The sequence below is a fragment of the Lysinibacillus sp. NPDC093210 genome (genome assembly GCF_044753985.1).
Classification (GTDB): Bacteria; Bacillota; Bacilli; order Bacillales_A; family Planococcaceae; genus Lysinibacillus.
Genome location: NZ_JBIVOE010000005.1, coordinates 227,807 through 240,036, shown reverse-complemented (window position 1 = coordinate 240,036; position 12,230 = coordinate 227,807). Strand labels below are relative to the sequence as shown.

The 12,230-nt window shown below is 36.6% G+C and carries 11 protein-coding genes; 9 read left to right on the top strand and 2 right to left on the bottom strand.

Features of this window, described 5'->3' with window-relative positions; genetic code table 11:
* Positions 1–92: 92 nt before the first annotated feature.
* The 6 genes from ACIP9C_RS14435 (at position 93) to ACIP9C_RS14410 (ending at position 5,485) form a co-directional block, all read left to right on the top strand.
* Entirely contained in the window at positions 93–1,328 is a 1,236-nt protein-coding gene (locus tag ACIP9C_RS14435) for an acyl-CoA dehydrogenase family protein (protein WP_401011669.1), read from the top strand.
* Positions 1,325–2,101: an SDR family oxidoreductase gene (locus tag ACIP9C_RS14430; RefSeq protein WP_401011667.1), complete on the top strand. Its 777-nt coding sequence runs from the start codon at positions 1,325–1,327 to the stop codon at positions 2,099–2,101. Before ACIP9C_RS14435 ends, ACIP9C_RS14430 begins: the two co-directional genes overlap by 4 nt.
* An 11-nt stretch (positions 2,102–2,112) precedes the next feature.
* Positions 2,113–3,159, top strand: a complete 1,047-nt coding sequence (locus ACIP9C_RS14425) for a phosphotransferase family protein (RefSeq protein WP_401011665.1) — start codon at positions 2,113–2,115, stop codon at positions 3,157–3,159.
* A 527-nt stretch (positions 3,160–3,686) separates the two neighbouring features.
* Positions 3,687–4,436 carry a hypothetical protein gene (locus ACIP9C_RS14420; RefSeq protein WP_401011663.1) on the top strand — a complete coding sequence of 250 codons (750 nt, stop codon included), beginning with the start codon at positions 3,687–3,689 and terminating at the stop codon, positions 4,434–4,436.
* Between the two features lie 196 nt (positions 4,437–4,632).
* Positions 4,633–5,004 (top strand): hypothetical protein, encoded by a 372-nt coding sequence (locus ACIP9C_RS14415; RefSeq protein ID WP_401011661.1) that lies wholly within the window; start codon positions 4,633–4,635, stop codon positions 5,002–5,004.
* A 76-nt stretch (positions 5,005–5,080) separates the two neighbouring features.
* Positions 5,081–5,485, top strand: a complete 405-nt coding sequence (locus tag ACIP9C_RS14410; RefSeq protein ID WP_401011659.1) for a hypothetical protein — start codon at positions 5,081–5,083, stop codon at positions 5,483–5,485.
* A 173-nt stretch (positions 5,486–5,658) separates the two neighbouring features.
* Here the strand turns inward: ACIP9C_RS14410 and ACIP9C_RS14405 are convergent, their stop codons facing one another.
* Positions 5,659–6,228 (bottom strand): GNAT family N-acetyltransferase, encoded by a 570-nt coding sequence (locus ACIP9C_RS14405; RefSeq protein WP_401011657.1) that lies wholly within the window; start codon positions 6,226–6,228, stop codon positions 5,659–5,661.
* Positions 6,229–6,971: 743 nt separating this feature from the next.
* Here ACIP9C_RS14405 and ACIP9C_RS14400 point away from each other — a divergent pair.
* Positions 6,972–9,575 (top strand): cation-translocating P-type ATPase, encoded by a 2,604-nt coding sequence (locus tag ACIP9C_RS14400; protein WP_401011655.1) that lies wholly within the window; start codon positions 6,972–6,974, stop codon positions 9,573–9,575.
* 183 nt (positions 9,576–9,758) lie between these two features.
* On the opposite strand, the gene ACIP9C_RS14395 is transcribed toward ACIP9C_RS14400, so the two are convergent.
* Positions 9,759–10,712 (bottom strand): SDR family oxidoreductase, encoded by a 954-nt coding sequence (locus ACIP9C_RS14395; RefSeq protein WP_401011653.1) that lies wholly within the window; start codon positions 10,710–10,712, stop codon positions 9,759–9,761.
* 140 nt (positions 10,713–10,852) lie between these two features.
* On the opposite strand from ACIP9C_RS14395, the gene ACIP9C_RS14390 reads away from it, so the two are divergent.
* Complete coding sequence (locus ACIP9C_RS14390; protein ID WP_401011651.1) at positions 10,853–11,014, top strand: hypothetical protein; 162 nt, start codon at positions 10,853–10,855, stop codon at positions 11,012–11,014.
* A 222-nt stretch (positions 11,015–11,236) separates the two neighbouring features.
* A complete protein-coding gene (locus ACIP9C_RS14385; RefSeq protein ID WP_401011649.1) occupies positions 11,237–12,199 on the top strand; it encodes a nucleoside hydrolase in 963 nt (320 codons plus the stop codon).
* The last annotated feature ends 31 nt before the right edge of the window (positions 12,200–12,230 follow it).

Genomic DNA, 12,230 nt, shown 5'->3' with positions numbered 1-12,230 from the left:
TAGATGGCATATAGCGGTAACATTTAATGTAAGAATAAGAATGAATATTCATTCATTTTTCATTCGCGTTGTCAATCAAAGGGGGCGTTCATATGAATTTTTCTTATAGCGAAAAAGTAGTAGAACTGCAAGAAAAACTGACAAATTTTATGGAGCAATATGTTTATCCAAATGAGGCAGTATATACGGCACAGGTGGATGCAATGGCGGATCGTTGGGGAGCGATTCCTCCAATTATGGAAGAATTGAAGAGCAAAGCACAGGAAGCGGGGCTATGGAATCTGTTTTTACCTGATAGTAAGTATGGCGCAGGTTTATCGAATTTAGAATATGCTCCTTTGTGTGAAATTATGGGGCGTTCATTAATAGGTCCTGAAGTCTTTAACTGCAATGCCCCTGATACGGGGAATATGGAGGTACTTGTACGCTACGGCTCTGATCAGCAGAAAAAAGAGTGGCTAGAACCGTTATTACGTGGGGAAATTCGCTCTTGCTTTGCGATGACAGAGCCAGCAGTGGCTTCAAGTGATGCAACAAATATAGAAGCTAGTATTGAACGTGATGGCGATTATTACGTTTTAAATGGCCATAAGTGGTGGACAACAGGTGCTGGTGATCCTCGTTGTAAAGTCGCTATTTTTATGGGCAAACATAAGGATTCTAAGTCACCTATACATGAACAACAGTCGATGATTCTAGTGCCTATGGATACACCAGGTGTCAAAATAGAGCGCATGCTAACTGCTTTTGGCTATGATCATGCACCGGAAGGACATGGTGAGGTTACGTTTACAAATGTTCGAGTACCAGTGGAAAACATTTTATGGGGTGAAGGCAAAGGCTTTGCGATTGCACAGGGTCGTCTAGGTCCGGGACGAATTCACCATTGCATGCGCTTAATCGGAGCGGCCGAACGAGCTTTAGAGGAAATGTGTATTCGTTTACAGGAGCGTCAAGCTTTCCATCGACCATTAGCAGATCAAGGCGTAATGCGTGAACGTATAGCAGAGTCGCGCATTGATATTGAGCAGGCAAGACTGCTCACGTTAAAGGCCGCTTATATGATGGACACTGTGGGCAATAAAGAGGCGAAGGCTGAAATTGCGATGATTAAGGTTGTTGCACCGAATATGGCATTACGTGTTATTGATCGTGCCATTCAAGCATTCGGCGCTGCTGGAGTGGGACCCGATACAACATTAGCTGCACAGTGGGCCAATTCACGTACTTTGCGTTTAGCAGATGGACCAGATGAGGTACATCGCAATACTGTAGCGAAGTTGGAATTGCAAAAACATGCCAATAAGCAAAAGGAGCTGGTGAAATGACTGTCCTAGATTTATTTTGCTTAAAAGGGAAAACCGCTATTGTTACTGGTGGCGGTCGTGGTCTTGGTGCACAAATAGCTCAAGGCTTTGCAGAGGCTGGTGCGAATGTGGTGCTCTGCTCACGTAAAGTGGAAGCTTGTGAGGAAGTGGCGGCACAGCTTGCGAAATTGGGTGTTCAGACACTTGCGCTTCCCTGTGATGTGACAAAACCAGAGGAAATTGCGAATGTTGTAGCAAAAACTTTAGAAACGTTCGGCAAGATTGATATTTTAGTAAATAACAGTGGCGCCTCATGGGGTACACCTGCTGTCGATATGCCGTACGAGGCTTGGCAAAAGGTATTTGATGTGAATGTCAATGGGACATTTTTAATGACGCAGGCAGTTGGTAAAGTGATGCTTGAACAAAACGGTGGGAAAATTATTAATATTGCTTCTATTGCAGGGCTTGGTGGTACACTACCTGATTTTATGGATACGATCGGCTATAACGCTAGTAAAGGTGCAGTCATTACATTAACGAAAGATTTAGCTGTGAAATGGGGACCAGCAGGTGTCAACGTCAATGCCATTGCCCCAGGATTTTTCCCAACAAAAATGTCGAATGTCTTAATTGAACGAGGACAAGATTATTTAATGGGCGCTACACCGTTGAAGCGTTTAGGTTCTGAAAATGATTTAAAGGGAGTTGCACTATTTTTAGCAGCAGCAGCTTCAGATTATGTTACAGGTGAGGTCATTGTCGTAGATGGTGGAATGAGTGCAATTATTTAAGGGGGGTTCCTATGGATACGATGCAAGTGAGAAGAAGTGAACGGATCAATGCAGAGCAATTACATGTTTTTTTAAAGAAACAGTTCCCAGACTTACCAGAGGGAAAACTAGAAATTTCTCAATTTAGTGCTGGCCATTCTAATTTAACTTACTGTTTGAAAATAGCGGATTTTGAAGTCGTACTTCGCAGACCTCCTCTTGGACCAGTGGCAAAAAGGGCGCATGATATGAAGCGTGAATTTACAATTTTATCTGCGCTCCATCCCTTTTTAGCAATTGTGCCAAAACCATATGTTTATGTCGATGATGACAGCATTATCGGCAGTGATTTTTTCTTAATGGAACGAAAAAAGGGTGTTGTATTGGATACGCATTTTCCACCTGGTACCGATACGACAGTAGAACTAGCCCGTCAGTTATCTGAAAAGATGGTGGAATCATTAGTAGCGCTCCATGCCATCCCGTATAAGGAAACACCATTAAAGGACATGGTCAAGCCTGAAGGATTTATGGAACGCCAGGTGCATAGCTGGATTGATCGTTACGATAAGGCGAAAACAGCTGAGCTTTCTGAGGTGGCGGAGTTAACGGCTTGGTTAATGGCCAATATACCGACAAATGACGAAGCGACAATTATTCACTATGATTATAAGTTCAACAATGCGATGTTTTCACAAGATTTTTCACAAATGATTGGGCTTTTTGATTGGGAAATGACAACAGTAGGGGATCCTTTAGCAGATCTTGGTGTTGCCATGAGCTACTGGATGCATGCAGATGATCCAAAAATGTTGCTGTATGCATTAGGGGAGCCACCGATTACGATTCATTCTGGATTTTATTCGAGAGAGGAATTTATCGCGCGCTATGCGGAGAAAAGTGGGCGCGATGTCTCCACAATCGGCTATTATATAACGTTTGCTTATTTTAAACTAGCGGTGATTTGCCAACAAATTTATTACCGCTACATTAACGGGCAAACGAAGGACGATCGTTTTGCACATATGAATACGATGGTATCGGCACTTATTCAGCAAGCTGCTAAAAGTATTAAGTAGAAGAAATATAGAATAGTGGTTGTTTGATTGTAGAGACTCCTAATTTTGGGGTGCATCTACAATCTTTTTTTGTTGATTGCTATGTTAATTAATAGATAAAACTACAGATTATCCGACACTATGTATTGTAGTTTTAAGTTCATCTCTCGCACCAAGTTTATATTGTAATACAAACTATTCACGATAAAGATTTAAAAGAGGGGAATGTGTGTTCTTAATTTAAGTGAGGGTTAGTCTACACAGCAGAGGAGTATCATTGCCAAATTAATATGAAAAGATCAGGTTCTCCATTGAAGAACCTGATCAATAAGGTTGATTGGCTATAAATTACCTTGTTAAACTATACTGTTAATTGCTAAGACTATAGAAAGATAGCATGCCTAAACAAAAAATTAAGAATAGTGTTAAAAAAATAAAGAAAATAGTTTTATTTTTCACAAAATTCACCTCTCTTATGCTATAATCCACTTAATCTCATATGTTATAGTTTACTAAATTTCTGAAAATTTTAAATAGGAGTGTTTAAATTGAGGAAAAAAAGTTTACTTTTTGTATTAATGGTACTTTTGTTTAGTTTCATTATTTTACCTAACAATGCAATGGCAAATGAGGAACTGGATTACTTTACGGTTGAAGGATATGAAGCGTATTTAGAAGAACTTATTTCAACCAATAGTGAATCATCTAAATTAGCTTCAAAAGGACTAGTAAAATTTAAAGCATTAGATACAACCGACAAAGAAACCTTTTTAAAGTTCTTGAAATCTAATGAATATACTGAGGTACTAACAGAAGCTTTGGTTGAATCTGATGATAAGGATTTTACAGTTAAGATTGACGGTATAGATGTTCCTGTAAATGTTGAGGTGAGTAAAAGCCCTGGTAAGGCAAGTATTATGCCTTTTTCAACAGGAAGTTATAACACTACTGTTGTTTGCAGTTATAGACTTTATACTTTTGGTATACATACGACTACATTAAGAACTACTTTAGTATTCAATGGTGACGGTTTTAAAGCAGTAAAATCACTAGATGTATACCATGGCCATGAAAATATTAACCCTGGTGTATGGATAACATACAATACTTCAAATCATTATATTGATGGCTTGTATGCATATGGAAGAGCTTCATATGAATTAAGAGCTACTCCTTCTCTTGGTTTTATTGCTGTAACTGTAACGCATACTGTTCGAGCGCGATGGTCAGGACATGTACAACATAAGTTAGATTCACTGCATCCTAATATAAAAAGTTTTTCTTGGCGAGACTGTTAAATTTTTGAGAAGAAAGAGTAGCTTTGTGCTATTCTTTCTTCTTTTTGTCTCTACAAAAATCTATGCTATTTTTAATACGGAAAAAAGCCCGTAATACTTAGTCGAATCTCTTTTACGCTCATACAAAAAGACAATCACATCCTATTGTTAATACAAAAGCCGGCTTACTAAACTAATATATAGTAGGTGATGATACATGACAAATAAGGAAACATTAGTTGAAGAGTTTATCAAACATGGCTTAATAGCAGAAGAAACGCAGATGACCGGTGATTATAAAAGAGGAAATAAATCCAATAAGGCGTTGCTTGCAATTTTGGAGCAACTAAAGCAATCAACTGAACTTGCAACTGCAGTGTTAGATGAGTTGTTTCTACATGATAATCCTTTTGTTTTATATGTTTGCAGTATTTATGCAATTGTAGTGGACTATCGCAGAGCGGATGCTTTAAAAATGCTTGAAAAGATTGCAGGGATGGAACAAAATATGACCAGTTTTGAGGCAAGTATAGTTCTTGAGCAATATGAATCTGGTGAACTTTTTAAACTGTATAGCGTAAATAAATAACAGCTGCCACTAAGGAAATGGCTCAGCAATGATAGTTGAGGGTTTTTTCGGAATTAACTTAAAAGTGGTGATATAGATGGATAGTCAAATGAGTTTACTAATGGAGGTTCATGAATTAATTAAAGAATACTCTAAAATGGGTGATAGCCTAAGTAATCCAGAAAACGCGATAATAGGCGTAGAGGAAGAGTTAAAATTAACTGATGAAGAAGTTAAAGCGTTAAAAGCAAATGAATTTGATTTTCATAGTATATGTGGCATTGAAAAGATTGTTCGTGATCGGATGCTTTCAACCTTTTTTCACTTTTTCTGTATTATAGATGGTGTTGGTGATCCTAAATTTAGAAATGATGATACGGTGTGGTTAGGGCTAAAACTAGAACGGAGAGGTCTAGGTGATGAGCGAGAGCATGAGGAATTTCTACACGATATGCTATATGAAGCATATTGGAAATGGCAAGAAATAAAATCTAATACATGATTGTAGTTTCGGTTTATGGCGCTGTTTAATGAAACAAACATTTATAAAGATAAACAAGTGCAAGCACGCTAAACAGATAGTCCTGTTTAGTGTGCTTTTATTGATTAGGAAAAGATAACGTAAAGTTGAGCTAATGTTACTAAACGTACTTTCCAATCTAAGTTCTTTTTAATTTATTTATTGTAATCTTCTTGCAGGATGCTATAAATTTCTAAATCAATAATTCCTTTACCAGACCAGAAAGAAGCTTGTCTTAATAATCCTTCTTTGATAAAGCCACTTTTTAACAGCACTTTTTTTGAAGCATCATTCATCGGCATAACCTCTGCTTGAATTCTATTGATGTCGGCTTCGTCAAATAGAAATTTGAGTATTGTTTGCACAGATTCAGTAGCGATGCCCTTATTCCAATAGTCCTCAGCTAAATAGTAACCAATTGTAACCATGTTCACTTTTTGGTTAAAATCCATCGCTTCTATTATGCCGACTAATGTGTCTGGCTGATCTTTTAAAAAAATACCCCATTTCACTCGGCTTCTTTTCGTGAAATCACGTTCAAAATGACTAATCATTTTTTGGACCGTCTGGATATTGTGCTTCGGAATAATACCACAGTACTCAAATACTTTCTCATTATCATAGATGGCAAATAACATATCTAAGTGGCTTTCTTCAATTTTTTTAAATTGTAGGTTGCCAGAACTTAATAGCGGGAAGGTTTCAAAGACTTTTTCTACATTCATCTTATTTGTTTTCGCTCCTTAGTCATTTTAATAATTTTGAAAAGCTATTTAAATATGTATTTATTAATATTTTCTAGTTCATACATTATATTGTAAAATGCGGCTGGAGTATATCCTTTTTATTGAAAACAATAAAAAAGCTGCAACGTATGAAATACGCTACAGCTCAGAATTGGTTGTGCCCTTTGATGGCGCTACTCGAAGTAGTATACCACAAAATAAAAAATTATAGTTGTGTTTATGTATTATAAATCTTTTGAAATCAATAAAAGAAAGTGCCAGTCACTATTTATCTTAAGGGGAAGCTTCTTTTTATTGGCACTCTGTATATTATTGAATATAGCGCTTGCTAAGTTAATTTAACCCCCTTGATGCTAATAGTCGAGGGGGCTTTCATTTCCATAAGGTTGGTAAATTCTGTGAGTTTACGTCAACAATAGTACAAAAAAATAAATCTCTATATCAATTATTATCATACTGGATTAGGACAAGGAATAGATTGTTATAGTTCGAATATTTGGAGATGGAGTAGATAGGATGGAAATTGAAATTTGGTAGCTAAAAGACTATTCAATAGACATTTTCCTTCTATTGAAATAGTCAACTCTACGATGAATGACACATAAGTTATAAAAGTCTATTTGAGTTTTGCGAGACGCTATTGTTTGTAAAATAGCAGCAATCGTTTTTCGTCATGAGTATGATAGTCTAATAAAATTACACTGGAAGGAGAACTAAATGAAATGACACAATATCATCAGCAGTCGTCCGCAGAAGTCATGAATAAATTGAGCGTGACCAATAAAGGATTGAGTGATTCTGACGTTCAAAAAAGGCAAGAAGTGTATGGTTTTAATGTATTAGAGGAAGGTAAAAAGATAAGTACACTTGCCGTTTTTTTCGGACAGTTTAAGGATTTATTAGTTATCATTTTAATGATAGCTGCTATTATTTCATTTCTATTAGGTGAAGTAGAAAGCACAATTGTCATTTTAATTGTCATTATTTTAAATGCTATTCTCGGTACTGTACAGCATGTAAAGGCGGAAAAATCTTTAGGCAATTTGAAAGCTTTGTCCTCGCCAATTGCGAAAGTGATGCGAAACAATCAGATTATCGAGATTCCGTCTAAAGATATAGTAGTAGGAGATCTGCTGTATTTAGAGGCGGGTGACTATATAAATGCTGATGGAAGATTAGTAGAAAGCCATAATCTTCATATAAATGAAAGCTCACTTACTGGTGAATCTTTAGCGGTTGCGAAATTTGCTGATCCCATTAAGGAAGATGTAACGATTGCTGATAAGAAAAATATGGTTTTCACTGGGAGTTTTGTTACGAATGGCCGGGGTATTGTGATTGTTACAGCTATCGGCATGGAAACGGAAATTGGTAAAATAGCAAATTTGCTCGATACTGCGAAAGAAAAGAAGACTCCGCTACAAGTTAGCCTAGATCAATTTGGAGAGAAATTAGCTTTAGGAATCACGATGATCTGTGTAGTTATTTTCACGATTGATCTTGTTCGAGGCCGTGAGTTGGTAGAATCATTTATGTTTGCCGTTTCATTGGCTGTTGCTGCTATACCTGAGGCGTTAAGTTCGATTGTGACAATTGTGTTAGCTTTTGGGACACAAAAAATGGCAAAGGAAAATGCTATTATACGAAAGCTCTTTGCTGTTGAAAGTTTGGGAAGTGTCTCTGTTATATGCTCAGATAAAACAGGAACTTTAACTGAAAACAAAATGGTTGTGCAACATGTATTTGTTGATCAAAAAGTTATTCAACACGACCAGCTACAAATGAAAAACACAATCGAAAAAGATCTTATTTGGAAGGCACTATTATGTAATGATGCGTTAGAAAGAGATCATAAAGAAATCGGTGATCCTACTGAAATTGCACTTGTGAAATTAGGGAAGCAATACGACTTTGATGAATTAATCGTCAGAGAAAATTGTCCAAGGGTTGCAGAGCTTCCTTTTGATTCAGATAGAAAACTTATGAGCACGGTGAATCGTATTAATCAGCAAAATATTATGATTACGAAGGGAGCATTAGATGTTCTACTTTCAAAAATCACGAAAATTAATACTTCTAATGGTTTATTAACTATTACTCATGAACATAAGAAAAAAATCGAAGAAGTTAACCGAGACTTTTCGATGAATGGTTTAAGAGTTTTGGCTATTGCATACAAGGAGGTATATGAACCTCGAGCAATCTCCGTTGTAGACGAAAGAGACTTAATCTTTGTTGGATTAATCGCAATGATGGACCCTCCTAGAAAAGAATCAAAGGCGGCAGTTGAAAGCTGTATCAAAGCAGGGATTAAACCTGTAATGATAACAGGTGATCATAAAATAACTGCTACTGCAATTGCAAAACAAATTGGTATTTTACAGGATCCAACAGAAGCGATTGAAGGAGCTGAAATTGAAAAATTAACTGATCGGGAACTGCAAGAAAAAGTGCAAGATTTCTCAGTTTATGCCCGCGTAACACCAGAGCAAAAAATTCGGATTGTGAAAGCCTGGCAAGAAAAAGGGAACGTCGTTGCTATGACGGGGGATGGAGTCAATGATGGACCAGCCTTAAAGCAAGCTGATATCGGTGTAGCGATGGGAATAACCGGTACTGAGGTGGCAAAAGATGCATCGTCTATGATCTTAACAGATGATAATTTTTCCACGATTGTCAAAGCAATATCAAATGGAAGAAGTATTTATACGAATATTAAAAATGCCATTTTATTTTTGCTATCGGGGAATGCAGGGGCTATCTTTGTAGTTTTATATGCAACTGTTTTAGGTTTACCAGTTCCATTTGCGCCAGTTCATCTATTATTTATTAACTTGCTGACCGATAGTTTGCCGGCAATTGCTATAGGGCTGGAACCAAATAATAAAAACACTATGAAGGACAAGCCAAGAAATATTCACACACCATTACTAAATAGAATATTTACGACCCAAGTGGTACTTGAAGGTTTATTAATTGCTATTTCTACGGCTGTTGCTTTCGAAATAGGATTGTCAACAGGAGATACTTTAACAGCAAGTACAATGGCATTTACAACTTTATGTTTATCAAGACTAATACATGGCTTTAACTCTAGATCCAAACAGTCGATCTTTGCCATCGGTGTATTTTCGAATAAATATACTTGGTTAGCGTTTTTAATCGGCTTTGTTGCTCTACATGTAGTATTATTTGTGCCATCTTTCACGGATATATTTGAAGTTGCCACATTAACTGGCGCACAATTAGGTTTTATTTATAGCTTATCGTTCTTACCGTTTTTAGTTAATCAATGGTACAAGCTATTGTTTGTAAGAAGTAAATAATGCACTTAATAAAAGTGCCAGGCACCGACATCAAATTCTTTATGCTCGCTAATCAAATAGCGGGCATTTTTTTATGTTGAAAATGATTTTAATCGCTTTATAGCATTTGTTGTATCGACCCAACAACGCATGGGGCATCCGATTGCAAACAAATTGGAATACTACATATTAGCAAAGCTTCAATTAAGAATTTGTTGATTCACCACCATCTACATGTAATACTTGCCCAGTAACATGTCTAGAATCATCAGATGCTAAATATACAAATGTAGGAGCAACTTCAAAAGGCTGGGCCATTCGATTAAATAAATTCGTTCCGTGTAATGCGTTTTCATCAGAGGAAAAGCTGGAAGGGATAAGAGGTGTCCAAATACGACCAGGTGCTATTGCATTTACTCGAATCTGCTTTTTTGCAACGCTTTTTGCTAAAGATCGAGTCCACCCTACGATGGCCCCCTTTGTAGCAGAATAGTCGATTAATAAAGGTTCTCCTGCATAAGCTACTACCGAAGCAGTTCCAATAATCGAGCTTCCTGCCTTTAAATAAGGAAGAGCAGCTCTTGTAGTATAAAAATGAGAATAAATGTTAAGTTTAAAAGTTTCGTCGAACTGTTCATCTGTTATTTCTGTGAGATCATTTTGCTGAAATTGAATACCAACATGGTTACATAAAATATCTAAGCGACCAAAAGTATTAACAGTTTCTAAAACGATGTCTGCACATTGTTTTTTATCACGAAGATCCCCAGGGAGCAGTAAACACTCCTTTCCCAACTCCTCAATTCTTTTTTTTGTTCTTAAAGCATCTTCGTGCTCATCTAAATAAGCAATTGCTACATTGGCTTCTTCTTTTGCAAAGGCAATGGCAGCGGCTGCTCCCATTCCACTATCACCCCCAGTAATTAGAGCGACTTTCCCTTTTAGTTTTCCACTACCCTTGTAATGAGGGTTTTCAATAATTGGTTTAGGCACCATTAAATTTTCTAACCCTGGTTGGCGGAATTGTCTTTGTTCAGGCTGAGTAATAGGCACTTCTTTATATTGAGTGATCTTGCCATACACAGGATATTGGGGATACGGGTCTTCTTTCTTGTTTTCTTCAAACCATTTTTGATATGTTCGAATTTGTTCAATCAATTCATGATAGTTTTTAGAATTCCAATCATTTGAATAATCATTATTAATAACGAATCACTCCTTATATTCATATACTATGTATGCTTGATTTTTTATGTGAAAACATTGAATTTTCAAGGGTGAAAGAGGGGAGTTATAGTATGATGATTGAGTTTTTTCCACAAATCACTAGGCTATTAGAAAATAAAGCGGGGGAATTGGAGGTTTATTATTTAAATTATTCTTGGTTAGCACCGAGTATAGGCGTTCGACCACCGTATTATTGTTATCCAATCTATCAGCCATATTTTGCACTGCTATAGGGTGTGTTTAGTTAACCTTTTCTGAAAATACGATTGCATTTTATTTACTATTAAATAAAGGTTGTAGGAGGCTTTAATAAGCACCCTCTATGTTAAATGGACTGCATGTAATACTTTCCTAATATACTTTGTACTATTTTTGATAAAAAGTTCAAAATAGGTGTCGCCTTAAGCATTTCAAGCCTTCTATAAGTGAGCTTTATTGGAAATAAAGGGGGCTCTTTGGTGAAAAAAGTGCTTTTATTTGGAGATATTGGCATTGATGATACAGCTGCGTTAATCTATGCTAGACTACATCAAGAAATCGAAATTGTTGGATTAGTTGCAGATTACGGAAATGTTTCTAGAGAAGTTGCAGTTGCCAATATTTTATTTTTGATGAAATTGTTTAATTTTCCTAAGGGAATCCCTGTTATTTTAGGGGCAGAAGTACCTTTAACTGGCGAACAACCAACATACTTTCCGGAAATTCATGGAGAACACGGGCTTGGACCAATCATACTAAATGAAGACTACGATTTTAAAACTGAAAATTTTTTGGAAATCGTAAATATCATTAAAAAATATAAGGATGAGCTGATCATCGTAAATATTGGTCGGCTCACCTCACTTGCCACGATGTTTATCTTCTACAAAGATTTAATGAAAAACGTGAAGGAATTTTATATTATGGGTGGCGCTTTTGGGGTTCCAGGAAATATAACTACTGTCGCTGAGGCGAATTTTCACGGAGACCCTTTTGCGGTAAATATTGTACTCACATCCGCTACGAATGTGACAATTATTCCTTTAAATGCAACACAAAAAGCTATTGTTACACCCGGCATGGTTGACTATATTGATCATTTTGGGAAGGCGAAAATCTTTAAACTATTAATGGAATATTATACGCGTTTTTATCAAAAAAGGGACCCCTCACTTTTAGGGAGTCCTCTCCACGATGCACTAACCATTATGGCTATCATTAGTCCTGACATGTTCACGTATGAGTCCTATCCTGTTACAGTCGTCGATAAACTAGATGGTCCTGCACGGGGGCAAAGTATTGCGGAAACCCGCCCCAACGAAAACCTAAAGAATGGGAAAAAAATGCATCGTATTGCATTTGATATAAATTATGAAAAGTTCTTTCATGATTTTTTGTCCGTTATGACTGGCCATCAAGTAAATAGGGAATTAAAATAATTTTGCTTTAACTACTGAACAACAACAATAC

Bases quoted from the DNA above. Each gene is read 5' to 3' on its own strand.
- ACIP9C_RS14435 (WP_401011669.1), top strand. From the start codon at position 93: ATGAATTTTTCTTATAGCGAAAAAGTAGTAGAACTGCAAGAAAAACTG.
- ACIP9C_RS14430 (WP_401011667.1), top strand. From the start codon at position 1,325: ATGACTGTCCTAGATTTATTTTGCTTAAAAGGGAAAACCGCTATTGTT.
- ACIP9C_RS14425 (WP_401011665.1), top strand. From the start codon at position 2,113: ATGGATACGATGCAAGTGAGAAGAAGTGAACGGATCAATGCAGAGCAA.
- ACIP9C_RS14415 (WP_401011661.1), top strand. From the start codon at position 4,633: ATGACAAATAAGGAAACATTAGTTGAAGAGTTTATCAAACATGGCTTA.
- ACIP9C_RS14410 (WP_401011659.1), top strand. From the start codon at position 5,081: ATGGATAGTCAAATGAGTTTACTAATGGAGGTTCATGAATTAATTAAA.
- ACIP9C_RS14405 (WP_401011657.1), bottom strand. From the start codon at position 6,228: ATGAATGTAGAAAAAGTCTTTGAAACCTTCCCGCTATTAAGTTCTGGC.
- ACIP9C_RS14400 (WP_401011655.1), top strand. From the start codon at position 6,972: ATGACACAATATCATCAGCAGTCGTCCGCAGAAGTCATGAATAAATTG.
- ACIP9C_RS14390 (WP_401011651.1), top strand. From the start codon at position 10,853: ATGATGATTGAGTTTTTTCCACAAATCACTAGGCTATTAGAAAATAAA.